The organism is Bradyrhizobium ingae, assembly GCF_055791185.1.
In genome coordinates, this window is record NZ_JBVUBB010000002.1 from 497,174 (window position 1) to 522,648 (window position 25,475).

Below are 25,475 nucleotides of genomic sequence, written 5' to 3' on the forward strand. Positions count from 1 at the left end.
TGGGGTCAGGCCTTCTGGGCCTGTTCAAAGGTGCTGATCAGGTTCGCCGCCCAGTGCAGGTCTCGCTCAGTGAGATAGCGCTTGGCGAAGTGGTGACCGCCGGTGCGAGACAGGATCGCATCGATGATCCGTTGATCCTCAGGCGATGACGCCGCGACGAGCGCGAGCGCCACTGGACCGAGGCCAAGCTCGAACAGCCGGTTGCCGGCGCGGGACTGCAGGTAGTAGTCGCGCTTTGGAAACGCTTCCGCGATCAGGCGCACCTGCGTGTCGTTCAAGCCGAACCGGCGATAGGTCTCGGTCTGGGTCGGCTCCAGCGCACGGGGGTTCGGGAGGAAGATGCGGCTGGGACAGGATTCGATGATCGCCGGCGCGATCTGGCTGTCTGCGATATCGGCCAGCGACTGGGTCGCAAAGATCACAGATACGTTTTTCTTCCGCAGCGTCTTCAGCCATTCGCGAATCCGGCTCGAGAACAGCGGGTCGTCCAGAAACACCCAGGCTTCATCCAACACGAGCAAGGTGGGCCGGCCGTCAAAGCGCTCTTCAAGGGTGTGGAAGAGATAGGTTAGAACTGGCGCCACCAGGCCCGGCAAAGCCATCAGTTCTTCCATCTCGAAGGTCAGCACATCCGCGCCGGAAAGACGGTCGGCGTCTGCGTCCAGGAAACGGCCGTAGGGTCCTTCGAGTGTGTAAGGCTGCAGCGCCTGCCGCAGCCCATCGCGGGCAAGCAGCGCCACGAGCCCGGTCATCGTCCGCTGCGAGACGGGCGCAGACCCGAGGCTCCTGAGCGCCGACCAGAGCGTCTCCTTGACGTCAGGTGTCACGGTCACGCGCTCATGGGCGAGCACGCCGCAGAGCCAGTCCAGCGCCCAGAGTCTCGCTCCCTCCTCGGCTACATCCTTGAGCGGCTGAAAGGCGATACCGCCCTTGGCGCCGAGCTCATACCAGGATCCGGACAACGCCAGCGTGGCGACCCGTGCCGATCGCCCCTTGTCAAACGTGATCAATTGGGCGTTTGGGTAGCGACGGAATTGAAGGGCGAGCATCGAAAGCAGGACTGACTTACCCGCGCCCGTTGGACCGACAATGATGGTGTGCCCGACGTCGCCGGCGTGGAGCGATAGTCGAAAAGGTGTCGCTCCCTTCGTCTTGGCGACGAGAAGCGGTGGTCCGGCAAGATGCTCGCACCGCTCAGGTCCTGCCCACACCGCCGACAATGGGCACATGTGGGCCAGATTCAGCGTGTGAACGATGGGCTGACGGATGTTGGCATAGGCTTGGCCCGGCAACCCGCCAAGCCAGGCTTCCACGGCATTGACGCTTTCACGGATCGCCGTGAAACCCCGGCTATTGATAACCCGCTCGACCGCGCGGATCTTCTCGTCCACTTGGTGCGAGTCCTCGTCAGTTACGGTGACGGTCGTGGTGATATAGCCGAAGGCAACTAGATCGTCGCCCAGCTCGGAGAGGGCCGCATCTGCGTCGAGAGCCTTGTTGCTGGCGTCGGTGTCGAGCAGCGCGGCCTGCTCGTTGAACATGACCTCCTTGAGGATCGCAGCGAGCGACTTTCGCTTTGCAAACCACTGCCGCCGGTAACGCGAGAGCGTCGCGTTTGCCTGGGTGCGGTCCAGCGGAATGAAACGGGTGGCCCAGCGGTAGGCAACGCCAAGCCGGTTCAATTCGTCGAGCAAACCCGGAAATGTGACGTGCGGAAACCCAAGGACGGTGAGCGCGCGAAGATGGCTACGCCCGATCGCCGGCGATAATCCGCCGGTCAACGGTTCATCGCTCAGGAAACAATCGAGATAAGCCGGAATCTTGGGAACGCTGACCGGATGGCGCTTGGTCGAGACGCAGCTATGAAGATAAGTCAATGTCTCCGCATCGTTGAGCGACCAGATCTCCGGAAAGACCGAAGACAGCAGATCGATCGCCCGGTCGGTTTCCTGGATGAATCTTCGGAGATGATCGCGATAACCGGGCTCCTCACTGTCAAACCTTCGTTGGCTATCAGCCTCGCCCTCTTGAATGTCGTGCCGAGCGGGATCTTCGTCCCTGCCGACCTCTTGGCCGCGCCGAACGCGCTGTCGTTGTTCCTGCGCGCGTCCCCTCTCCTTTGGGCGCTCGAGAAACAAGCCCTCGAGGCGCGAGATCCGTTCGGCCGGCGGCAAGTACATCAGGGTCAGATGCAGCACACTCTCGAAGTGCTGCCCCCCGGGCCGCGACGGATCTTCCCATGCCACTCCGGAGGCGCCTTCGAAAGCGGCCCGACGCTCTTCATCCACCAACCAAGATACTGCATCAGGGAATTCCGACCGCGGGTACTCCGAGGCGGGGATGCGCGTCGCGTCAAAGAAGAGAGCCCAGCCTGAGCCAAAGCGCTTGAGGACGTTGTTGACGCGCGATGCGACGCTCATCAGCTCGGCCTCGGTCGCGCTGTCGAGGTCCGGTCCCCGGTAACGTATCGTCCGTTGGAAGCTGCCGTCCTTGTTCAGGATGACGCCCGGCGCGACCAGGCAGGCCCATGGCAGCCAATCAGCCAGCCGATAAGCGTTGCCGCGAAATTCTCTCAAGTTCAGCATGCGAGCCGGCCCTTGTGCTTGGTGTGGCGGATTGCGACTTCGACGAAAGCCGGGTCGCGCTTGGCGAGCCAAACGGCAGCGCTGTGGCCGATGACCCAGAGCACGAGACCTGCGAGCCAAAGGCGCAGGCCGAGCGCCAGCACGGCCGACAGGGTCCCGATCAGGATGGCGGCGGCCCGAGGGGCGCCGCCGATCAGGATCGGTTCGGTCAACGAGCGGTGGAGTGCGAGTTCAAAACCTTCGGGGCGCATCAAATCAGTGCTCCGCCACCGAACGAGAAGAACGAGAGGAAGAAGGAGCTCGCAGCAAAGGCGATGGAGAGGCCGAATACGACCTGGACCATCTTGCGGAAGCCGCCGGACGTATCGCCGAACGCAAGCGAAATGCCGGTGACCGTGATGATGATTACGGCAACGATCTTGGCGACGGGCCCCTGCACGGACTCCAGCACGCGCTCGAGCGGCGCTTCCCACGGCATGCCCGAACCCGCGGCATGGGCGGCCGTGACGCTGAGGAGGATGCAGGCCGAGGCCGCGCCGAGTTCGACCAGAGGCAAGCCGCTAATCGAACAGAAGCTGCGAAGGCGCGAGCGCACGTTTAGTTTCAGTCGAATGGACATGTTGCAGTCTCCTTCAAGTCATGGGCGGTGGGAGAGGTTTGGAAGTCCGGGCGGAGTCTCGAGCAGGTAGTCGCCTGACGGGTCGAGGCCCTTGAGCTCGGCGACGGCCTCGATGCGCCGGGCCGGGCCTCGCCCCTTGATGAAGACAACAAGGTCGATCGCCTCGGCGATGAGCCGGCGCGGCACCGTCGCGACCGCCTCCTGAATCAGTTGCTCGATCCGGTAGAGCGCAGCTCGCGCCGAGTTGGCATGGACCGTCGCAATTCCGCCGGGGTGGCCCGTATTCCAGGCCTTCAGCATGTCGAGGGCTTCGGCGCCCCTGACCTCGCCGACGATGATGCGGTCGGGCCGCAAGCGCAGCGTGGAGCGGACGAGATCGGCAAGGCTTGCCACGCCCGGCTTGGTCCGGAGCGTCACGGCATCCTTTGCATCGCAGCGCAGCTCACGGGTGTCCTCGATGATGACGACCCGCTCTTCGAGGCCAGCGATCTCCGCAAGCAGCGCATTGGCAAGCGTCGTCTTGCCTGAGCCGGTGCCGCCGGCGATCAGGATGCTGCGCGCCTCGGTGACGGCGGCCGTCAGCGCCTTCGCCATCAATGGCGACGCAATCTGCGCCTTGACGTAGTCGGACAGGCGGAAGGTAGTCGTTGCCGGCTTGCGGATAGCAAAACACGGCGCGAGCGAGACCGGCGGCAAGACACCTTCAAAGCGTTCGCCGGTTTCGGGGAGCTCCGCTGAGACGATCGGAGATGAACCGCTCGCTTCCGCCCGCACATGGCTGGCGACAAGCCGAATGATCCGCTCCGACTCCTGCGGCGTCAAAACAACGCCGGTGTCAGCCCGGCCCGTTCCATGCCGATCGAGCCAAAGCCTTCCATCGGGATTGACCATGACTTCGACGACATCGGGCTCTTCGAGAGCCACGGCGATGGCCGGTCCCATTGCGGTCCGCAGCATGCCTCGACGTCGCTCGCGGGTTTCTGGCGAGAGGAGATCAGACATTGTCGATCTCCTCTCGCCCTGCCGGAGAATGCTCCGGCGGCTCACCCGTCGCGCTCGGCGCACGGGATCCAGTGTCGCTTGATTGGGCGGCGCCCAAAGGGGCGCCCTCCTCGAGGTTCCGCATGAAGAGATCGGGCTTCGAGGCGCTGACACGGTCCATGACGTCAGCGACAAGCCGGCCACCGGAGGCGACGCGTTTGCCGACCTGGGCGACAAACATCTCGAAACGCTCGCGTCCCAGCGCGCGTGCTGCGTCCTGATCCTGCGACGGCAACGGCGGGGTGATGGTCAGGTAATAGCGGATGAAGAGCGCGATGGTCTCCGCGAGGACGCCGAGGTCTCGGTCGGCGCGCTCCACTTGCCGGCTCATCCGGTCCAGCCTTCGAATGAGCGCCGCATCGCCGCTCGTGTCCCGCTCAGGGTTGAGGAAGCGATCCAGCGCCGCATCGACAATGGCTGACTTGTTCGCTCCGGGACGCTTGGCTGCGAGCTCGAGGCGTTGCGCCACGCTATCGCTGACATAGGCCGACAGTTTCGGTTTCATCGGGGAATGCTCTTCAGAACGAGGGAAGAAGGTCGTCGTCGTCGCGGGTAACGGCGTGGGCTCGGCGTACGGCGCTGGAAGCGTTTGCGGCCTGCTGCATCTGGCTGCGGTCGGCTGCGACGTCGGACTCGTCGTCCAGCAGCCGCTCCTCGAAAGCGCGAGCCTCGCTCACAACAGGTGCTGCTTCATCGAACAACGCCAGTTGCTGCTTGAGGCTGCCCTCCTCGCCTCCAGCCTGCATGAGCTCGCGATAAGGCAGCGTCGCGAGACGAAGGTCGGTGGTGCGCACCTCGCCGCGCCAGTCGTCAGCGCGGGCCGGCGGCCGGTCGGCATATTCCTCGCCTGCCAAGGTTGGCGGCTTGCGCAGGCGGTTGACGAAGTTTGCGTCCTCATAGTGCCGGAGCTTGATCGCCCGGACCGGTGCGAGGCCAGAAACCAGCACGATGGCCTGATCAGGCGGCAGCTGCATCACTTCGCCTGGCGTTAGCAAAGGCCGCGCGGTCTCCTGACGGCTGACCATGACATGGCCAAGCCAGGGAGCCAGCCGATGGCCCGCGTAGTTGCGTTGCGCACGTAGTTCGGTCGCTGTCCCTAACGCGTCCGAAATCCGCTTGGCGGTACGCTCGTCATTGGCGGCAAAGGCAATACGGACATGGCAATTGTCCAGGATCGCATTGTTCTCGCCGTAGGCCTTTGCGATCTGGTTGAGCGACTGCGCGATCAGGTAGGCGCGGATGCCGTAGCCGGCCATGAACGCGAGCGCACTTTCGAAGAAGTCGAGCCGGCCGAGCGCAGGAAACTCATCCAGCATCATCAGGAGCTGGCGGTGCTGGGGGCCACCTGCCTTGGTATTCAGCGTCTCGGTCAGCCGGCGGCCGATCTGGTTGAGGATCAATCTGATCAGCGGTTTGGTGCGGCTGATGTCCGACGGCGGAACGACGAGATAGAGCGTGACCGGCTTGTCGGCACTCACGAGGTCGGCGATGCGCCAGTCGCAGTTCTCCGTATTGCGGCTGACGACGGGATCGCGATAAAGTCCGAGAAAGCTCACGGCTGTCGATAGAACTCCGGAGCGTTCGTTTTCGGATTTGTTGAGAAGCTCTCGTGCGGTCGCGGCGACGACGGGGTGTACTTTCGGCTCCGCCTGGGTGCCAAGATGATTGGTTGCCAGCATGATCCTGAGCGTCTTCTCAAAGGACTGCGCAGGGTCGGCCAGGATCTCGGTGACGCGGGTGAGCGTCTTGTTCTCTTCGGCATACAGGACGTGAAGGATGACGCCGACCAGAAGCGAATGACTGGTCTTTTCCCAATGGGTTCGGCGTTCGAGCGCCCCTTCCGGGTCGACGAGGATGTCGGCGATGTTCTGGACATCTCGGACTTCGGCCGCTCCTTTGCGCACCTCAAGCAGCGGATTGTAGCGGGCGCTCTTTGAATCCGTGGGATTGAACAGCAAGCAATGCGAGAACGTCGAACGCCAGCCAGAGGTCAGTTCCCAGTTTTCGCCTTTGATGTCGTGCACCACCGCTGATGACGTCCACGACAGCAATGTGGGCAAGACGAGGCCAACGCCCTTGCCCGACCGTGTCGGAGCAAAGCACATGACGTGCTCCGGTCCATCGTGGCGCAGATAGTTGTTCTCAAGACGGCCTAAGAAAACGCCTTTGGACGCGAACAAGCCGGCCGCACTGATCTCCTTCGCCGTCGCCCACCGCGCCGAGCCGTAAGTCGTCACCATCTGGCTTTGACGCGCGCGCCACACCGAATTGACGATCGCAAACAACGCGCCCGCGATGCCGCCGGCGGCGGCGATGGCTCCGCCCTCCTCGAATACCTCGGGCGCATAGGCCTCGTAAGCGAACCACCACTCGAACAACCGCCAGGGTAGATAGACGCGATAGCCGACGATCAAGAACCAGGGCTCACCGAGCCGCTGCTGATAGCCGAGAGCTGCTGCGGTCCACTGCGTCGCGCCCCAAGTCGACACGACGACGATGCCGAGCACGACGGCGATCTGACCGACGTAGATTTTTGCAGGAAACATTTGGCCGCCCCACTCGCCCGCGAACGCGGACGGCGAGATGAAAACGGCGAAAGCGAACGACCTTCAATCGAAATAAAAAACTGCGCTTGCAGCAAGCGCGAGTGAGATCAAGGTCGATCAGACGAGGCGATTGAAGATCAAGGTCGGCGCAACATGATCGAACGCTTCAACTGCGCGTGAGCTGTTGGCGCAAACAATATCTCGTTGTCGGCTCGCTAATCTGACGGGGCTGATTTGCCGTGCGATGCCGGAGATACCCTGCGCGAGTCGCTGCGAGGCAAGCCGCTGCGATGCGGCGCCGTATGATCCAGCTTGCTCTCATTGTACTCAGAGGTGGATTAATTTGAATCGACGGGATCGCTGGTCGTTGCCGGAACGCGATGCATGCCGTGTCGTTCGTATGCTTGGTCATGGCGCGGCGCAGTTGCGACTTGCCGCCGCAGTGATCGACATGCCGACGTCGGCATCATCATCGTCGTCGGCGTCATCTTCGGCTGCAGCACCGCTGCGATCTGAGGTCCATCATGCGCATGGAACTCACCGCCGCTGCTGCTGCTGGCCAAGTCAAGCCGCCGGCAGCTCCAGGACCGGACCTGCGGTCTTTCAACCGCAATTCATTCCGGGCCGGGGTTGGAGCTTTCCTTGTCGGAGGGCTTATTCGCGAGATCGTATTCGGCGGGATCGGAGCCGAGCTCGCTTACGCCCTTTGCGAGTTCGGTTCGGAGCGAGTTCCGGAAGTCGTCGTCGTAGGTCGCAATGCTGGTGCGGATCGCGGCTTTCCATTGATCGCCGCGGTTCCACGCTTCGGTAAACGCAGAAGCCAGGTCAGCATGCTGCCTGTTCGCGATCATTGCCTCGATGATGGATTTGGCCTGGAGCCGGTCCTTCGAGCTCTTTGCCGTCGCGTCGCGATCCTCCTTCCGGCGGGATCCGACGATGAGCTTGTGGATGGCGTATCTTTCTGGCGAAGGAATGAGAACCGGCACGCCGGCGCCATGCAGCAGCACCGCACGGATGGGCTGGTGGATCAGGTAGTCAAGGAAGCGAAGCGGCAGTGCTGCCGCGCCGCCGAGTGCCGGCATGGGGACAGGCTTGCCGGCCTGGTCGTCGGACCACTGGTTGGGCGTGAGAAACTCCACCTTGAAGTTGTCCCTCGATACGAACTGGGTGGAGACCCTGCCGTCGGCCTGGCTCGGCACCTCGCGAAAGGTCTGGTCGACCTGTCGAAGCACCTCGAGGATGGGAGGCATCGAATCCTTGATGGCCACAGAGATTTCGTGGAATTGCGCGAAGTCGGCATCGCCGGTCTGCATGGCGACTGCATCGAGCCGTCTGCCGAGCACGGCGGAGTAGCATTGGTAGGCGACGGTCCCGACCAGCACTCCCCTCATGCGAAAGAAGCCAGCCTTCGCGAGCGCTTCCACGACCTGGCCGGTCGTCGGCAAGGGGCGCGGCAGATAGGCCTCACGGGTCAATGTGGAAACCAGACGGCGACGTCCTTTCAGGTCGGCCTTCAGATCCTTGAACGCCTCGACCCTTTTTGTGATCTCGGGATCGTCGAGGGGACCGACATAGCGGCGGTCCTGGCTGCCGCCTTCGGGCTTGGGCGTGTCGAAGTACCAATACTTTTTGCCCTTGACCTCGACGGCCACGAACCGGCCGTTCGAGGAGAACTCGGAGGTAAAGCTCTCGTCGAGACTGCGCTGGACCAGCTCGGAGTAGAGCGTCTGGTAGCTGATATCGAGACCTTGGTTCGGCGCCATGACAGGCCCTCGTTATACTATTTTCGCAAGAATAGTATAACTGCCGGATCCCAAGCAAGGTCGCTATACTAAAATCGCAAAAATAGTATAACACTCAACAATTTCATATATTTATATGGACAATAGAGAGTTTCTCACGAGGAACCTCGCGGAGAGACTCAGCTGACTCGCACGCCACACAAGGCGGAAGGTTGGGCGGCGAACACCGCCGCCCAACCAACGCCAATTACTTGGCCGCGACCTTCTCCGGCATCATCGACGAGTGCAGGTGGTCGATCTTCCATTCCCCGCCGTCGAAGCGGTAGATGAAGCTGTAGCGAGCCTTGACCTCCTGGGCGGCCCCGGAATCGTCCTTCGGCGTAACGGTCCAGGTACCCGTCCGAGACGCAGTATTGCAGTCGAGCTTGATCGTGCTGGTGTCGATCCGCGCAGACGGGCTCTTCTTCAGGAATGAGACGAAGTAATCCCGCACCCCTTCCGGACTGGTGCGCGGCTGGTTCGACACCGTTGCGAGCAGCACGGCATCACGCGTGAACAGCGCCGCGACCTTGTCTGGATCCTTCGTAGCCCAAGCCGCATTGAACGCAGCAAACTCGCGCTCAATCTGCGCTGCCGACGTGGCGTGACAGCTTGCGGGCGTCTTCGCAGCCGCAGATCCCGCGATCGAGAGCGCGGGGATGAGCACGGCGGCGAGGATAGTCAACTTCATCGATATCTCCATTCGTCTGTCAATGTTAGCCAGAGACGAAAGAAGCGGGACGATATCGAAGCCATCCGGAATCGATCGACACGCAGCTTCCGTCTCACGGCGGAAGTTTGCTCGACAGCGAGGGGAGAAAAGAAATCGCCGGACCCGCAGCATCGAGCTAACTCGATGCGGTCCGACATCGCGACCATTCAGTCGCCAGAGGGGCCCGTCCCGCGCCTTACATATTGGAACTCGGGTTCCCGTTCGCAAGGACGACGCTTGCATAAAGTTTATGCACTGCGGCGGACTACCGGCCGACACCACGTTTGATTCCGATCGACCACGATATGCCCTCGCCGCCCACGCTGCCGGTGACCAATTGTCCCCGAGCCCTCTCCAGCACGGGCCGCCAAGGCACCAACGCGAAGTCGTGAGACCGCTCGATCAGCGCAAACCGGCCGCTGTTGAGCGTAAGCGTCCGACGATAAACACCCGTGAGGCTATCGCCGGTTCTGACGTCGCGATGTTCAAGCCCTGTTCGAGCAGAGATCTCTGCAGCCGCCTGCCTCAGCTCACGAGCCTCGAGCGTCCGCACCAGGTCCCGAGCAAAACGCACCTGTCCCCCCTGTTCGCGCGCAAGCCCCTGCTCGATTAGCCATTGTCGTCTCGCTCGCAATGCCGACTCGACCTCGGCGCCCATTCCACTCGGCCCAAGCACCAGGGACGTCTTGGCGACAAGCTGACGATCAAGCCAGGTCGCGCCAACAGCTTGGGGAAGATCTTCGAGCCTTTGCCATGACAGCACCGCGACCCGCACCGGATTGCGGGAGCGCTGCCGGTTCTCGTACTCCAGCGCCCGATCAAGGTAGTCTTCCCCAACTGCCCAACTGCCATCGGGCAACCGGCTCGCCATTCCCTCCTGCCGCATCGCTTCCAGGCGCCGCAGATGCGACGCGACATATTCTCCCGAGGCTTGAGGATCGAACCTGCGATGAAGGTCGTCACTGTACCGCCCATGATGGGCGGCAGCGATCTTCGCGATGGTTCGATCTGTCTCGCGCACCTCTAGAGGACGAGCCCCGACCTCGACTAGGGTGTTGCGGACGAGCGGCTCGTCGCGCCCGGCCAGACTGCCGATCTCAGCGTAGTGCGTCCGCCCGTCGACACCATCGAGCACGATGTAGCGCCGTTCTCTCAGCTCATCCGAAAATCCCTCGCCGACGATGCGTCCCACCAGGCGCTTGCCGCCCTCGCCCGGATCGAAGATCGTGTAGCCGCCGGCGGCTCTGGACAAACCGGCGGCGGCAAGCTCCCGATGCATGGTCTTGATGATGTCGCCGCGCTCGCCCATGCGCCTCAGCGTCACCTCGAGCCCGACATCAATTCGCCATTGGCCGGCATTCACCTCCTCCGCCAGTCCCATCCGCTCGAGCGTTCGCAGCCGTCCCATTCTGGCAGTGCGCCAGACGGAATCCCCTCCCAGTTGCGCACTGAGCTCAAGAGCGCCATTCGGCGCATCGCGAAGGATGGCCCGATCAACGCGAGTGAACCGCTCGGCTGTGATCTCCTGCTGAAGCTTGCGCGCGGCCTCGATTTCTGTCTCCGGGCCCAACTCGCGGGTGATCAGATCCCCAGCTCTCGCCCGCAAGCCGTGAGAGATATAGTCGCGAGCGATCACAAGGTCCTGTCCTTTGTCATCCTTTCCGCGCACGACAACGTGGCTATGTGGATGGCCCGTGTTGAAATGATCTGCAGCAACCCACTCGAGCCTGGTGCCCAAGTCGCTCTCCATCTGCCGCATCAGATCGCGGATGAAGGGCTTTAAGTCGGACAGTTCCGCACTGTCCTCCGGCGCGACGATAAACCGGAACTGGTGACGGTCCCCTGAACTTCGTTCTGTGAAGGCTGAGCCGTCGGCGCGGTCGCTTCCAGCATCGTATAGCTTGCCCGGCTCGCCATCGCGCGTGACGCCGTCGCGCTGAACGTATCGCAGGTGCGCCCGAATGGCGCCCGGATCACCCGGCTTAATCCGAACGATGCGGGCCTTGATCACGACGCGACGCTGGCCTTGGCTTCGTCGCTGTCCGGCGAGCACTGTCCCTTGCGCGTGACCGCGGCCAATCCGACCGCCCGAAAAGCTCGAAGCGCGAGACACGCTGACACCGGCCTTGTCGGCCGCCTGCCGCACACGTTGAAGATAGCCGGATCCCTTCCTGGCTTTGCGGTTGCCAATCCGGCCAAGCTTTACATCGAACTCATCGTCATCGACGCCGTGCATGATGCGGGCTCCCCTCGAAGAGACCGCGGATATGTGGATCGGACAGGCGGACGCCAAGCGCAGACGCATTCGAAGAGTAATAGCAGCGCCTTGAGGCATAGTTGGCGACAACGCGGCCTTCGGTATCGACAAAACTGGGATGTGCAGACAATGGCTTAGGCGCCCCATAGCGCCGGTGCTTTTATCTTGCTCTCCCGTGTCTTGCTCTCCCACGTCTTGCGCAACTTCCAAGGCAGACTCTCGGTGCTCGCGGCGATCTGCGACAAAATGCAGTTCGGGTCATTGCGGTGGATCATCCAATAGCGACTGCCCGAACACATCGGCTGGCGGCCGGTTCATTACGAAAGAGCCCCAGTTGACTTGCGCAGCCCCCGCTGTTTGAGAGCGATAGCGATCGTTACCCGAAGGGCCGAGACACCCGTAGGGTGGCTCGGTGAGGAGCGAAGCGACGAATAGAGCGCGGGCCGAAGGCATCGCCCGTATCTGCACTTCTTTGATAATTACCCTCACAAATGTCTCATTTGAACGGCCGACGAGCGTGGTCTTTCGGATCAGGATTTGCGGTGCGAGCGACCTGCATCCGAGACAAATGGATCGAGCCCGTCAGGCTTGCAGCGCTATATTCTCGGCTCAACCGAGCGCCACAATGCGTCCGCCAGCGCCTCTCTTACTACCGGATCGCCCGATTGTGCCCAGGCGATCCGTAGTCTCGTCCTTTCCTGTTCGGCACGCCCGGACTGCAATCTTGAGACCCACTCTCCCCATATTTCGGCCCAGACGGCGCGCTGTGCGAAATTGTTCGCTGCTCCAGAAAACAGTGTCGCCGGATCTTCAGCTTCCAAACCTTTTGGGAACAAATGCATACGCAACGCAGCCACCACCGCGTGAGAACTTTTCGGCATATCTTTACCTGTCTCAGCAAGGGTCAGCCCTTCCTGGACAGAGAGCACCTGATCCAATTTTCCGGGGTCGTTGTCCGACTGCAGGGCTCCGACGGAACGTTGCCGCTGGAGATTTTCAAACACGTACCGAAAGAGAAAATTCCACGCGGGTGAGCCAATTTCGTGCTGACGTGATACGTCGGCGAGAATAGTCGCATCGACATCTACATCGTCAAAGTTGGTTGAGTAGGGACGAAACAATACTGCCGACCGCGCCCATTTTGGCACCAGCATTTGGCTCGCGACATCGCGTGGTATCGTCAGCTTGCCATAAAGTCGCTGTTCATCGCCGCTACCTGCGGCCAACAGCGGAGCCTTGGCATGTTCAAGAAATCCTTCGGCGAGTTTGCTCTTTTCATCGTCTAATCCCTCCTGAAGCATACGGACAACGAGAGCCAACAGCTCATGCGCCGAATGCAGCGGACCAGAAGCAGACTGTGATTGCTTGAGGTAGCCGGCCAAGAGCGCGTTAGTCTCGAAGCCGGAAATTGCGGGTAGGAAGCGGCTCAGGAACAGCCGTTCATACGTATTCCGTGTTTCGTCGGAAACCCAGATCATTGATCCGGCCAACACCTGCTTTGCGTCGGCAATCCCTGGATGATGATCTGTAGATAGACGCCCCGACCTCGACAATGCGGCAAATTCCATCAGACGAAGCGTAAGGATCAGACCATCAATGTCGGTTACTTTCACTCGATTGAGAAGGTCAGGTGACCAGCCAGTCTCATTTGCGATATCGACTGGCTTGTCGCGCGACGCGTCCATCACGGCCAGAATGACAGCGGCCCAGGGAGCGCATGCGTAATCGAGCCAGTTCGAGATCGATGCGATCTGTTCGCTTTCCTCGTTTGCTACGACGCGTCCGTTGGCCGCTAAGCGGCGGGCCCGGATGGCGTCAGACAATGCGATTAAGGCCTCGGGGGTTTGGGATGAGCCCCATCTCGACGAGAATTCGTATGGAGCCAATCGCTCGGCAACCTTTTGAAGAAGGTCGGAGGGCAGCCGGTCCGATACGCGCGCGGCTCTTGCAAGAAGCCGCGTGCTCACAAGAGGACGTTCAAAGATGGGCTTGTCGTCTATACGACGAGCCGCCTCCCCCAGATCTCCCGGCACGCCCCCTGCACACTTTGCGGGCTGCGGAAATGATCTTTCAAATTCTCGGCGAAGAACGATCTCCGGGATAGTCCGCGTGGGATCGAGGACCTGGGCCATTACGTGCAGCGACAATGGATCGTCGAGGGTTGTCTCACCTCCTAACTTTATCGCCCACGACCTTGCATCGTAGGGCCGAAGCAGACCAGATCCCGCGTCGCTGAATCGCGCGGCCCAGGCTAGAACATGTTTATTGCCGCCCGCGCCCCAGATGCCCCATTCATTTCCACCCGTGACAGCTTCTCGCGCCGCCGGCTCCTCCCTCACCCTCGAGAATTCGAAGCTCGTCTCTGCCCGGACGATGGGATGGCCCAAGGTGATAAAGGAAAGCGCCTTCGGGCCTAGACGTAGCTCGACCCGACCATTTCCGTTCAACGCAATATGATAAGTCGTTGTAAATGCGACTCCGACTGCGACTATAGCGACGAGGGCAGCCATGGCGGCCGCACGGAGCACCCCTTCCAATATTGCCCGTGAAGCAAGCTGCCGCGCGAGGCGTCGCGGCGACACCGGTCGTTGTGGCAGCAAGACCGGTTGCTTCACCACGCCACCCTTCACAACAGCTTGCTCAGGCTGCCGGAGGAGTGCTGAACCCGCTGCGGTCTGAAAGGACAGGATCGGGAAGAGCTCGGCCTCAACGTCCACCAACCCCGATTGCCGCCCCTTTAGGCGAGAGATCGCATCCAAGAATGCAGCGGTGAAGATGCTGTGTTCTACAGCCTGAGATTCCAATGCGATGGCATCAGAGGCGGCCAGGAAAATTCTCGCTTCGTCGGTTCCTGTTTGTGCAAAGAAGCCGCATTCCTGCATAACGTGAGCGGAATGACAGGCATCCACAACCGCAATGGTTCGGCCCGCTTTGGGAATTTCAAGAATTGCTCTGACGGCCTCGGGCGAGAGGCGCGCGGTCTCAGGTGAGGCACCATACACGATCAAGCCGTCGCCGCCTTCCCGCGCACGGCCGTGGCCTGAAAAGTAAAAGATGAACAGGCTCACGGTAGACCGCGAGAGCTGTCGGACGCTGTCGAGAATATTCTCTCGCGTTGCAGCTTCGTCTGTCAGACATTCGACGACACCCGCCGCGCCAAACGCTTCTCTAAACCATTCCGCAATCGCGAAGGCGTCTGCTGCCGCCCGATCTAGCTGCCGTTCCCCGTCGCGTAGGGTACCCGCCGCATATCTCGAGACCCCTACACATAACGCGGCAAAGGAGATCCGTTGATCCGGGCTCTCCACACGCGTTCAGCCTACAAAAAAGTCCTTGAGACCAGGTCCGGCAACCGATCCCCGGTCGCGGGTTTCGGGTAGTTGAGCCTGACCTTTCCCGCGCACGGCATCATCGCCGCCGCCCCCGCCGACCAGCGTTAATCCCGCGGCAGCCAATCGCTGCAACACAGCTGGAGTGGCTAGCCCAAGGGCTATCGCGTCTTTAGGAGCACCGGTCGCCCCAAGAAAGAGCAAGGCCATGATCCCTCCGAGTACCACCATAATCAGAGCCAAGAACCAATAGCCGAAACTGCGAACGTAGGCAGGAAAGTTTCGATTTGTACGAAGGCCGTACCAGTGGGTTATCTCGATGAGCGCGCCCCCGAGCATTCCGCAAAGGACAATGCTAGCCGAATCCGAGATGTTCACGACAGCCCCTTCCGTACTAGAGATCCATTCACCAAAGCTTATCACTCGCGTCACGCACAGTAAACCTTATCCATCACTTTTAGTTGAATCACAACGCAACTGAAGTCGACCTCGTACCGCGGCCGTGCGAGAGTTGAGCAAACAGAGCGACTGCTCTTCAATTGATCATTGGCCTTGACATTTTCCTGCGTTTGGTCGGCCTGACGGGCGATTGTGTTTCGGGACGCACGATATCCGGCAAGCACACCCAGCTCGGGGTTTGTAACCTTCAGTCACCCCGTGAACGCCTCGTGTAGAAGCGTTCGACTTAACATTGGGGATTTGTCATGGATCCCGACAAAGACATCTCGGACGCGGAAGTACACGAGAAGGCGACGGTCCTCGTTGCCACCGGCGATCATGAAGCGGCAGGACGATTGCTCACGGACCTCTTGGAGCGTCAAAGGCAGGAGCTCCCGACGCCGCATCCTTCTGTGGGCCGAACACTCGCCGAATTGGCGCTCGTTAGGTTCGCTCAGGGTAACTTAGAAGAAGCCAAGTCGCTCGCCCGAGAGTCGGTCGAGATCGCCTATGCGACGATCGGTCCGTCGAACCCGACATTCGCCCACCGCATCCGCGAGCTCGGCGAGGCGTGCGCAACGGCTGGCGACCCAGCCTTCGGCGTAGAACTTAACAGGCTGCTAGGCGCCGATATCGATGCGCAACCTCCCGCCAGTCAGCTTGATCCCGACACTCTGGTCGGCTTCGGCCAGACCCTGGCTCACAACGCCCAGTTTGACGAAGCGGTAGACAGTTTTCGCTCGGCGATTGCGATCTTTCGCAAGTCCCAGGCGAGCAGATCCGAGCTAGCAGACGCACTAAGTGATCTGGGTGAGGTTTTCCGGCGAACGACTCGTTTCGCAGAAGCAGAGGAGGTTGAGGCTGAGGCCTATGAGATTGTTATGTCCGAACCGGTTTTCCCGCTCACACGCGCGCGGGTTTTGTCGCACTATGGCCTGCTCAAAACAAAGACCGGCGATGTAGCAGAGGCTCTGCGGCTCACTCAACAAGCAATAGAACTCTATCAGGAGCACTCCCCGAGTTCGACCGCTTGCGGTATCGCCATATTCAACCTTGGCGCACTCAATGAAGCGCTGGCGGACTTTCCGACCGCCGAACGGCTCTACGTCACAGCGGCGGATATCCTCTCTCAAAGCGACGGCGTGAACAACCTATCGTTTTCATTCGTCGCGACAAACCTCGGAAATCTTTATAGAGAAACCGGCAACCTCGAAGCGTCCGAAAACCTGCTAAGTCGGGCCGCCAAAGTGAGGCGTCATCTTCTAGGCGACAAGCACCCCTTGCTTGGGGCAACCCTTATCAATCTGGGGCTTACCTATTGTGCTATGGGACGCGCTCACGAGGCTGCCGCTGCATTGGATGAGGCTGTTGCGATTGAGGAAGGTCGTTCACGGCCCGGGCTCGACTTGGGTTACGCCTATCAAGCGCGAGCTCTCGTGCATTGCTCTGCGCAAGAATGGAACTCTGCGGCCGGCGTTATGGAGAAGGCGATCGCATTTCAGGAGACGGTGCTGGGTCCGCGCAGCCGCGTTCTCGCAACTATGCTCGGAAACCTCGCTTTTTCCCGCGTAGCCTCCGGCGACCCGCAAGCTGGACTCGCGCTGATGGAACGCGCTGTGAACATCGAGAACCATGTCCTGGAAGCCGCGACCGCGGTTCTTTCCGACCGCGATCGAGCCGGATTTCTAGCGCAACTTTCGGTCAATCTCGCCCAAGTCTTGGCGATCGTGGTCCGCCATTTTTCGGCCTCGCCGAGGGAAGTTCGGATAGCATTTCTTCACCTCCTCAGCCGCAAAGCAATATCTGCCGAAGTGATGGCCATGCAGCGTGACGCCATCATGGTCAGACAAGCACCCGTTTCCGCAGACGTCGACTCGTTGGTTGATGCGAGCGACTATGCCGATTCTTGGGAACCCCATGATATTGCCCCGCCAGGCAATCCCGAACGGCAAGACGAACTCACCACGCTTCAGGTTCAGCTCGCCAATCGACTAGCGAAGCTCGACATCAAAAGCATATCGTCAGCGCTTCCGTCGAATTCCATTCTCGTCGAATTCGTCAAACTGAGAGCTATTGATTTTCAGGAGTTGAGACTTCCAGAGGAAGAGTATTACGCCTTCGTTCTGAAATCAGGAGAGCCCGACAGTTTGCGACTCGTGAGAATCGGCTCAGCGCTGGATATCGACGAGCGCATCAGGCGTCTTCGTGGTTTAATCGTAGGTAGCGCTCGCTCGTGGTTCGCGCGATACCGTCGACCAACGTTCCGCAACGAGGGGCACGCACTTTCTCGCATACTGGTCGACCCCTTGCGGACGTTTGTGGGGAACGGTCAGCGCCTATTCATAAGCCCCGACGGCGAGCTGAACATGCTCCCCCTCGAGGTACTTCCGTTCGACAAGAAGCGCCTGATGATCGATCTTGTTGACATCACCTACCTTGCGAGTGGACGCGATGTCCTACGATTTGGTGAGCTGCGCCCAACACCAGGCGCTCCCGTCGTCGTTGCCGATCCAAACTTCGACCTTGCCGAGTCGGGGACCGCTAACAAGCCGGATCCGAATGCTGAGCGTTTTGGACGCCTTCCCGGCACACGGATGGAAGGCGCAAGCGTTGCCGATCTCTTGAGCGTAAAGCCCTGGTTGGGCGATGAAGCTCTCAAAAATTCCGTGCTATCAGTTTCTTCGCCGAGAATCCTGCATTTTGCCACCCATGGCTTCTTCCGTAAGGACGCTGCGCATGAAGTGCCGGTTACCGCTGAGCAATTCGACCTTCGGAAGCTTGTTGCACATTTGACGACGTCCGCGGCTGCCGGCAATCCTCTTCTTCGCTCCGGGTTGGCACTCGCTTCCGCCAATTGCAAGTTTGCAGGGTCGGCTCCGCCAACGGCTGCGGGGGATGGACTCCTAACGGCACAGGACGTGACCGGCATGAATCTGGCGGGTACAGAGCTTGTTGTGCTCTCGGCCTGTGTCACCGGCCTCGGCGAAATCCATCCGAGCGAAGGCACATTAGGACTCCGGCGGTCCTTTATCGTTGCCGGAGCCAAGGGTCTCATCGTCAGTCTCTGGAGCGTTCCCGATCGAGCGACCGCAACCCTGATGGAGGAATTCTATCGCTCCCTCTCCACGCACTCTTCACCAGTTACGGCATTGCGGACGGCGCGCGCCAAGGCGCGCGAACAGACCTCTAATCCATATTTCTGGGGAGCTTTTGTCTTTTACGGTAATGATATCTAATCTAAGCTCCAAGACACCTCGGATGGCTAGGTGCCTTGCTTGCCGCCAGGATCCTTTATGCCTATCGTCAAGCCGGCCTTTGGCAGAGGAGCTTTTCTCATATTCTTGACGTCTTGGAGCACGATCTCGCACTGCTTGCGTAGCGCTTTCGACTTGGCATCATCGAGATGTTGCACCAAATCGAAGCACCATTGAGCCGCTCGCTCCGCCTGGACCGGTTCCGACCGCTCGAGGTGAAGCAGCGCGACGTTGAAAACCGCATTGGTCAGCAGCGAAATTCGTTGGCCTTCGAGCACCGGGGACGTTTGCGGCTTGCTCAATGCGGCGATGGCCTGTTCATATACCCCGAGCGCATCATCAAATTGTTTGGCGCGCTTTTGCGACAGGCCCGCATTGATCAGGAAAGCGATGGCATTGAGGTGCTGTTTCGACTTTAGCCCTAACTCGAAGGCGACAAGATATACCTTAGTAGCGGCAGAGTAATTTTCCTCTTTCTCGAGTGCTTCTCCGGCAGCGTTGACGGCGACCGCGAGCCGTATCGCCTCGCCATCGGTAACTTTCTCGAGAATCGATTCAAGACCGAAGACTTCGCCGTCGGTCAGCGATATTCGGAGAGTACCTGCGGCCTCTGTCTTGAGATGAACTTCCGAGCCCTTCTGTTCCATGCTTTCTCACCGCCCATTGTTCTTTACCATCCAAGGTGGAAATTTCGGCGCGGGCTGTGCGCAGACCGCGCCGCCTTCGAGACCAATGCAATGTCTCAAGCTCAGTCCAGCAATTTGCGAGCTTCGTTGTTGAAATTTACATTATGCTAGGCCGTTTTTCTCACACTTTCTAGATGCTAAACATGGTGATTGCGCGATTGGGCTGTAAGCCCATCGCGACCGGCGATGGGCCCCGCCTGCGCGCCCCGTGGTCGCACGCGTTCACTCTGTCGCGTTCCACGTCCAAAGCGGCCGCGCGGTACCCAAGATATCGCACCGTAGGACCGGCCCGAAGTAGCGCGAGTCAAATGAAAGAGGGTGCGGCTGCAGTAGGAAATATTCCCCATTGACCAGCCGCATACAGCCCTCCCAGGATGGCAACGGCGCGCCTCTTCTGTCTTTGCTAAGCACCTCGGCAACGACCTTGCCGTTGATGGAAATGGCGTCGATCGGCTCCTTGATGCGACAGACCTCGTCGCCGCCGGCGGCTTCGACCCGCTTTAGAAGCGGCACTGGCGTCGGCAGGATCTGGTGAGCCACAATCAACAGCTCAACCGCAGCGGTTGGCCTGTAGACAGCGAGTTCGCCGCGCTCGGGCAGCCGCTGATCCAGGTAATAGAAACCGATCGGCGCGCTGCCGGTCGCATTATAGATCAGCAGCGGGACCGCGGGCGCCGACGACATCAAGAGCGTGATGATGCCGGCACACATGGCCGAGAGCGTCGTGGCCTGGCGCCACAGCTTTGTACGATCAATCCGCATCGGAGGTCGACCTCCTCTTGTTGGCCTTCGACCATTCGACGAGGTCTTCGATGTGGTAGCGGACGTAACGCCCGTGCTTGCGGTATTCAGGGCCCCTGCCCTGGACCCGCATCTTCTCCAGCGTATTCTTGGTGAGCCGCAGCCAGGTGGCCGCTTCCACGGTGTTGAGGAACGGCTTGTCCGGTTCCCTGTCATCACTCTTTGTCATCCAACTTCCCTTCCCGCACCCCGTACAACCAAAAGGTGCAAGAAGAAGCGTCGTCAGATCAGCTGAGGTTTGGGAAGTGGCGAAGGCTGTGTGGCTCGCTCCGCCATCCCACGCGAGCCAAGCTCGTCAAGCAAGGACGGCACGATCGGCCGCCGCGATTAGGACAGCATTTTCTCAGGCGGACGGTTGGACGGAAGATTGTTCTAGCCGAGGAGGCTCAGATAGCCGCCTTTCATCAATTCATTGCCCTTTGCGACAAGCCGTCGCACGCGGTCCTTCAGAAACTGACTCGGCCCCTGCCACTCTTCTGCAACCTTGCTCTCGCCGAAGAGACTGATCGCGATCTGGCGATAGGTTTTTCCCATCAGGCTTTCATCGAGCGCTGTCAGTGCCTGCTGCAGACGCTCGTTGCTTGCGCACATTAGAATCTGTCCAAGCTGGGGCTCGGGTTCGGTGAGACGCCGAAGGCGATTGAGGAGTTCGGCATGATTTGCGATATCACCGAGATCGCGCAATTCGAAGACAGCCGCAAACGGCGCAGTCAGCACTTGCAGGCCGTGGATTTCGAGGGGGACATGAAGGCCCCTGCCCCTCAGCAGCACCCGTGAAATGCCATCGGTGCCGATCACGGCGCATCGGTCGGCGTTGAAGTCCGAAAGACGATAAACCTTCTCGTCGTCATGCCCGCTCGGCGTCCTCGCGTTCAACCGCACCACGCGCTTGAGCGCGTTTGCATGCCAGAATACCGGCGCCTTATCGGGCCCGAGCGCGGGATGGGCGAAGGCATGAAGACCCCATTTCTCCGCGCGCGAAAACCGCCGCGGCATGCGCAGAAGCCGGGTGCCGTCGCTGAGCGTCACACACGACAAATGCCTCGGCACGGCGCGTCTCCACTCGGCGACGTAGTCCCTGTTCCGGCGTAAGAACTCCCACGCCCAGCCGCAGCCATCGTGGCACACGGGGTCGCGGGAAGCAGCTTGATGCTGGGAGTACCCGCACGACGCGGTCACGGGATCGTTCAACGGGCCACACCTCGCGTTTATTCTGGCTGCGTTTCAACCCCAAATTGGGGCAAGAGAACGGCCCCCGCAAGCGGCTCCTGCGAGGGCCGGTCGGCGTCAGTCCGCCGGATTCCAGATCAGCGCGAACACGCTGTCGTCGTCCTGTCCGGCGGCGCGGCCGAGATTGGCGTAGAGCTTGCGCGGACCGAACTCTGGCGCTGCCAGCGACAGACTCACATACTCCTTGCGGCTGTTCTCGCCGCGGCGGATCCAGCCTGCACCGATCTCAACGCCCTGGGTGAAGACGCGGAAGTCGGGATGGGTCTCGACGCTCTTGTCCCGGTTCGGGATGATGTCGATGTCAGCGCGGATCGAGACGGTCTTGAGCTGGCCCTTGTAGCTGCCGTTGTCGTTCTTGGTGACGTATCCGATGGCGGTCATGGTCTTGTCCTCTTTTGTTGTTCGCGAGGAGCCGATCCCCTCGCGATGGCGAGACCGTGATGGGAAGCGAAACGCCTTCGAACCCGCGAGCTTTCGCGGGGCGGAGCGCATGCGGAGCACCTGAGCTGACGGCTTTTTTGGAGCGAAGCGGCCGCGAGGAGCCGGACTTGTCCGGCGGGGAAAAAAGCCGGCGGCGATGGTTTAGCAGGCGGAGCGCTTCCCATAGGTCTCTTCGCCACGCGCAGGGAGATCGGACCCGCTAACAACAAAAGAGGACAAGACCCGGCCGATCGGCCGACAGAAGATGCGACAACAGCTCCAACGAGCAGCTCAAGACTGTCTCGATCTTGGCCAGAGATTGCCGGATCGATCGGGGCGAGAATGCCGCGACCCATCCCGACTTCCGCGTCTTTATCCGGAGCCTCGAGATCGGCTGAGGCTGGATTCAAGCGGCGAGAGCAGCGGCAAGGAGCATGTGAGCCTGTCGCTGGCAGCGCCAGAAATCGGTCCGCGCAAGCTCTACGCCAATCTCGGTGGCGACGCTCGCGGGGACAATGCTTTGCGCAGTTTGGCGGCCCGGAAAGCCTGCGGCCTGATGTCGACCGCCCCTCGCAAGCGCCACTTGCGGATGGCCGTTCTCTTGCCCGGCTGGGCGTTCGCCAAGACGAGAAGAGACTCGAACGATCGAACGCGGGCGTTGAACGTCCCGAATGTCAATCTTGCAATTTGGTGTTACACTTTTTCTTGCGCGTGCCGATTCTGAAGGCCCGCGCAATTGATTGGTTCATCTTTCCAAACATTGACGGATGGCTCATGGCCAAGAAGGCGAAGAAGGCAGCGAAGAAGACCACGGCGAAAAAAGCCAAGAAGAAAAAGAAGTAGGTCTCTCGCTGACCAGTCTCGTTCCTACCTGGATATCTCTACCGCGCCTTTGACTCTGCGCGAGGTCGATTGAGCCACGTTGGCGGGAACGGGTCGCGCTAATGGCTAAGCCGGATCGGAAGCGCCGCCTCGCGCAACACGGTCCGGCTTTTCATTTTGCCATCAGGTCTTGGGGAGAATGCTGACAGGTCCGATGCGGGTCTGCGAACCCGGAGTGCCCAGGAAGTTTCAAACGATCAATTAAGCGCGCCGACCACGCTCGGCAGGAGCCTTGTCAGGAGCACCGCGGTGGACGTCAGGGCCGACAGGCAGACGGCCGCCTGGGCGAGGCAGATGCGTCTGAGCTTCACGGAAGGCGGCTCGGGAAATTCCCCGAACGGGCTTACCATCGTCTGCTCCATGATGCGGGGCAACATTGGCTTGGAGTCGAGCTATAGGATGAGTCGCCGCTGCGCCGTCCGGCTATATTTGCAGGCCCCCAGATTGACTCCGAAGCGACTCGGCACGCGCAAAGCGGGGGCGCGAGGCAAGCCTTCGCGCCCGAATCGAGACCTCTAACCTCAGGTAAACAAAGCGTTAATACTCTCAGCCGTGCGGGCGATTTCGAAGGCCTTGTTGGGGTCGTAGTGGCTTGGCGGAAACGCCATGTAGCGCGGCACAAAGCCCTCTACGCGCTCTCTTCCCTCGCCGCTTAGGCAGTCGTGGATGATCTTCTTCTGCACCTTGCCTGTCTCCGAGACGTTGGCATCGGCGATCGATTGGCCAGCTAGTTCGGACAGCAGCGCGTTGATTGCGGTGCGGTCCCTCAGGAGGTCGAGGAAGGTATCGTTCAATTTCCACCACCGTGCGACGTCGGGCTTGATGACGAGGCCCGCCGCCTCGGTCAGCGCCGATCCGGCGGCGAGCGTTTCAGCCATCGCGAGCCCGATGACCCTGAGCACTGCATCGTCGGGCAGCGCCAGCAGCCGGGCGAACAGGCTTGCCCCTGTATGGGCATCGCCATTGCCCCGTGTGAGGGTGCCGCAATAGCTCTTCTCGATCTGGAGCAGGTCGAGCACCGCGTCGCGCTCAGCCGTGAGCGCGGCCTGCGCGGGACTGCCGGCAAGGCTTTCCGCGGTCGTCTCCTTGTCGGCGCGCTGCGGATCGGGCTTGACGCTCCAGAGCGGAGAGCCGGCGATCATGTGGGCGGCAGCAAGGCGCAGAGCGATGGCCGGATGAGCGAGCAGCTCGGCGCGGACGATGGCATGCCGGTGCAGTGCCAGATAGTTCTCGGCGGCCTTGGTCAGCTCGGCCTTTGCGGCGGACGTCCCACGCTCGCCATCGCCTCCTCGCCGGTCTTCGTCCGCGGTGTGCGCATTCTCGTAGGCCCGGTAGCCTTGATGGACCTCGACCTCGCCATTGGCTCGGACCTCGATGAAGGCCTCACCGCCCTCCTCCAGCTCGGCCTCGTCATATTGCCATGCAGGGAATCGCGTTCCCTTGTCGAGCACGGTGACCGTCCACCCTTGTCCCGTTAGCTCATCCCGAAGGTTGGCTATAGCTGGATTCTGCAAGGCCCAGAAGGCGTCGGCATCGGCGAAGTAGCTGACGTCGCCGAAGAGGTCGGCGATCATATCGCCCTTGTACGCATCGAGCGGAAACCTCGCCACGCTGGTTGCGATCTGGTCGGTGCCGAACAGCCATTGCCTGAGATCACGGCCTCGTAGGGCACCTTCGTCGCTTGCCGGGTCCTTCTCGGCCGCCAATGCTGTGACCCAGTCCTTCTGCTGGCGCCGCGTGGCGGAGGCAAGCAGTTGCAGCTCCTCGGCTTCGATCTCGCCGTCGCGGTAGGCATCCTTGATGGCGCTGTGGAGCGAAGCAAGCGCAAGGCGCTGTTTGACATAGCGTTCGGTCTGGCCGAACGTTCGCGCGATCTCGGCAACGCTGCGCCCCTGTTTGAGGAGCTTGGCGAAGGCCTCGTGTTCCTCAAGTTCATCCATGCCGGCGCGCGCCACGTTCTCGATCAGGGATGCTTCCATGGCGTCCGCATCGCTGTCGCCGACGGCGACCGCGCAGGGCAGCAAGACCTCGCAGGCCGCGACACCCTGCTCTTCGGCGACCTTGCTTGCGGCAAAATAGCGGCGCCGGCCCGCGACGATCTCGAACGTCTCGCCGTGCGGCCGGACCAGCAAGGGCTGGAGGACGCCGCGCGCGCGGATCGACGGCAGGATATCAGAGATGTCGGGGGCTTTCCGGCTGTGACGGACGTTGACGCTTGCGATCTTGAGATCGCTCAGGGCGATGTTGCGCAGTTCCATTTTGGTTTCCTTTCGTTTGCAGAGACGGGCTCGGCTGGTTGCGTGGGCCTCGTCGAGAGCCCGATGTCGCGAGGCGTTGGGGTGTCGGCTTGCGAACCGCTGGCAGCGGACTCGGCGCAGAGGCGTCGACCGCAGTTAACCTGCGGCCCTCATCTCGCCGGTGAGCATCGGCATGCGCTGGTCGTCGGGCCCAGGGAGGTCGGCCTCGTGTTCGTGCTCGGCGACGGAAATGTCGCCCCCGAACGCAAGCAGGAAATCGGCGGCCTTGCTCGCTTTGCTGGCGGCGCGGAAGATCGCGCGGTTATCCTCGCGCAGCACCTTCAGCCATGAGCCCAGATAGTCGGCGTGGCGGACGGAGGGCCTGATGGACAGGGCAGCGCAAACGAAGGCCGCAGTCAGTTCGGCGACCAGTTCTTCATTGGCATAGGGCTTTGAGCCAAAGCTGCCGGAGAGGTCGCGGTTCAAGCGGCGCGGATGGCCGGTCCAGTGCACGTTATGCCGATATCGGCATAATAGAGAGCGTTTTTAGATTGGCGGCGCGTGGTTTCGGTACCCAACGCGAGCACTCGCGAGGGCGCCGGTAATCTAAAAACGTGTTGGACGAAGCCGCGGGCACACCGCTGCAGCTATGGGTGT

General features: G+C 61.0%; 20 protein-coding genes and 1 pseudogene. 2 read left to right on the forward strand and 19 right to left on the reverse strand.

From position 1 onward, the window contains the following. Positions 1 to 5: 5 nt before the first annotated feature. The 11 genes from trbE to ACV1FX_RS04975 form a co-directional block, all read right to left on the reverse strand. Positions 6 to 2,585 (reverse strand): conjugal transfer protein TrbE, encoded by a 2,580-nt coding sequence (gene trbE, locus ACV1FX_RS04925; protein ID WP_473116421.1) that lies wholly within the window; start codon positions 2,583 to 2,585, stop codon positions 6 to 8. After that, positions 2,579 to 2,836, reverse strand: coding sequence for a VirB3 family type IV secretion system protein (locus ACV1FX_RS04930; protein WP_473116450.1), 258 nt, complete (start codon positions 2,834 to 2,836; stop codon positions 2,579 to 2,581). Before ACV1FX_RS04930 ends, trbE begins: the two co-directional genes overlap by 7 nt. Continuing rightward, positions 2,836 to 3,204 (reverse strand): TrbC/VirB2 family type IV secretion system protein, encoded by a 369-nt coding sequence (locus ACV1FX_RS04935; protein ID WP_473116422.1) that lies wholly within the window; start codon positions 3,202 to 3,204, stop codon positions 2,836 to 2,838. Before ACV1FX_RS04935 ends, ACV1FX_RS04930 begins: the two co-directional genes overlap by 1 nt. Before the next feature lie 18 nt (positions 3,205 to 3,222). Beyond that, on the reverse strand, positions 3,223 to 4,206 hold the full coding sequence (gene trbB, locus ACV1FX_RS04940; RefSeq protein WP_473116423.1) for a P-type conjugative transfer ATPase TrbB: 984 nt from the start codon (positions 4,204 to 4,206) through the stop codon (positions 3,223 to 3,225). Further along, on the reverse strand, positions 4,199 to 4,750 hold the full coding sequence (locus tag ACV1FX_RS04945) for a CopG family transcriptional regulator (protein ID WP_473116424.1): 552 nt from the start codon (positions 4,748 to 4,750) through the stop codon (positions 4,199 to 4,201). Before ACV1FX_RS04945 ends, trbB begins: the two co-directional genes overlap by 8 nt. 13 nt (positions 4,751 to 4,763) lie before the next feature. After that, the gene (locus ACV1FX_RS04950) at positions 4,764 to 6,791 is read right to left on the reverse strand and encodes a conjugal transfer protein TraG (RefSeq protein ID WP_473116425.1); all 2,028 of its coding nucleotides are present in this window, start codon (positions 6,789 to 6,791) and stop codon (positions 4,764 to 4,766) included. A gap of 614 nt (positions 6,792 to 7,405) precedes the next feature. Continuing rightward, positions 7,406 to 8,554, reverse strand: coding sequence for a nucleotidyltransferase family protein (locus ACV1FX_RS04955; RefSeq protein WP_473116426.1), 1,149 nt, complete (start codon positions 8,552 to 8,554; stop codon positions 7,406 to 7,408). 226 nt (positions 8,555 to 8,780) lie between these two features. Continuing rightward, positions 8,781 to 9,263 (reverse strand): SgcJ/EcaC family oxidoreductase, encoded by a 483-nt coding sequence (locus tag ACV1FX_RS04960; RefSeq protein WP_473116427.1) that lies wholly within the window; start codon positions 9,261 to 9,263, stop codon positions 8,781 to 8,783. A 286-nt stretch (positions 9,264 to 9,549) separates the two neighbouring features. Next, complete coding sequence (gene rlxS, locus ACV1FX_RS04965) at positions 9,550 to 11,520, reverse strand: relaxase/mobilization nuclease RlxS (protein WP_473116428.1); 1,971 nt, start codon at positions 11,518 to 11,520, stop codon at positions 9,550 to 9,552. Between the two features lie 617 nt (positions 11,521 to 12,137). Then, complete coding sequence (locus ACV1FX_RS04970) at positions 12,138 to 14,849, reverse strand: caspase family protein (RefSeq protein ID WP_473116429.1); 2,712 nt, start codon at positions 14,847 to 14,849, stop codon at positions 12,138 to 12,140. Positions 14,850 to 14,855: 6 nt separating this feature from the next. Then, entirely contained in the window at positions 14,856 to 15,248 is a 393-nt protein-coding gene (locus tag ACV1FX_RS04975) for a hypothetical protein (RefSeq protein ID WP_473116430.1), read from the reverse strand. A 326-nt stretch (positions 15,249 to 15,574) separates the two neighbouring features. Here ACV1FX_RS04975 and ACV1FX_RS04980 point away from each other — a divergent pair, with 326 nt between their 5' ends. Then, complete coding sequence (locus ACV1FX_RS04980; RefSeq protein WP_473116431.1) at positions 15,575 to 18,544, forward strand: CHAT domain-containing tetratricopeptide repeat protein; 2,970 nt, start codon at positions 15,575 to 15,577, stop codon at positions 18,542 to 18,544. A gap of 26 nt (positions 18,545 to 18,570) precedes the next feature. On the opposite strand, the gene ACV1FX_RS04985 is transcribed toward ACV1FX_RS04980, so the two are convergent. The 5 genes from ACV1FX_RS04985 to ACV1FX_RS05005 all read right to left on the reverse strand — a co-directional run bounded on the left by ACV1FX_RS04985 (position 18,571) and on the right by ACV1FX_RS05005 (position 21,660). Then, positions 18,571 to 19,209: a hypothetical protein gene (locus ACV1FX_RS04985; RefSeq protein WP_473116432.1), complete on the reverse strand. Its 639-nt coding sequence runs from the start codon at positions 19,207 to 19,209 to the stop codon at positions 18,571 to 18,573. Positions 19,210 to 19,470: 261 nt separating this feature from the next. Continuing rightward, complete coding sequence (locus ACV1FX_RS04990) at positions 19,471 to 20,010, reverse strand: S26 family signal peptidase (RefSeq protein ID WP_473116433.1); 540 nt, start codon at positions 20,008 to 20,010, stop codon at positions 19,471 to 19,473. Next, positions 20,000 to 20,218, reverse strand: a complete 219-nt coding sequence (locus ACV1FX_RS04995; RefSeq protein ID WP_473116434.1) for a helix-turn-helix domain-containing protein — start codon at positions 20,216 to 20,218, stop codon at positions 20,000 to 20,002. Before ACV1FX_RS04995 ends, ACV1FX_RS04990 begins: the two co-directional genes overlap by 11 nt. Positions 20,219 to 20,421: 203 nt before the next feature. Next, the gene (locus tag ACV1FX_RS05000; protein ID WP_473116451.1) at positions 20,422 to 21,228 is read right to left on the reverse strand and encodes a DNA -binding domain-containing protein; all 807 of its coding nucleotides are present in this window, start codon (positions 21,226 to 21,228) and stop codon (positions 20,422 to 20,424) included. A gap of 108 nt (positions 21,229 to 21,336) precedes the next feature. Beyond that, positions 21,337 to 21,660, reverse strand: coding sequence for a DUF736 domain-containing protein (locus tag ACV1FX_RS05005; protein WP_473116435.1), 324 nt, complete (start codon positions 21,658 to 21,660; stop codon positions 21,337 to 21,339). 744 nt (positions 21,661 to 22,404) lie between these two features. On the opposite strand from ACV1FX_RS05005, the gene ACV1FX_RS05010 reads away from it, so the two are divergent. After that, positions 22,405 to 22,542 (forward strand): hypothetical protein, encoded by a 138-nt coding sequence (locus ACV1FX_RS05010; RefSeq protein ID WP_473116436.1) that lies wholly within the window; start codon positions 22,405 to 22,407, stop codon positions 22,540 to 22,542. 236 nt (positions 22,543 to 22,778) lie between these two features. Here the strand turns inward: ACV1FX_RS05010 and ACV1FX_RS05015 are convergent, their stop codons facing one another. The 3 genes and pseudogenes from ACV1FX_RS05015 to ACV1FX_RS05025 form a co-directional block, all read right to left on the reverse strand. Continuing rightward, positions 22,779 to 22,931 carry a hypothetical protein gene (locus ACV1FX_RS05015; protein WP_473116437.1) on the reverse strand — a complete coding sequence of 51 codons (153 nt, stop codon included), beginning with the start codon at positions 22,929 to 22,931 and terminating at the stop codon, positions 22,779 to 22,781. A 171-nt stretch (positions 22,932 to 23,102) separates the two neighbouring features. After that, positions 23,103 to 24,839, reverse strand: a complete 1,737-nt coding sequence (locus ACV1FX_RS05020; RefSeq protein WP_473116438.1) for a ParB/RepB/Spo0J family partition protein — start codon at positions 24,837 to 24,839, stop codon at positions 23,103 to 23,105. 135 nt (positions 24,840 to 24,974) lie between these two features. Beyond that, positions 24,975 to 25,328 (reverse strand): annotated as a pseudogene (locus tag ACV1FX_RS05025) (zincin-like metallopeptidase domain-containing protein); the annotation flags it as partial. Between the last annotated feature and the right edge of the window lie 147 nt (positions 25,329 to 25,475).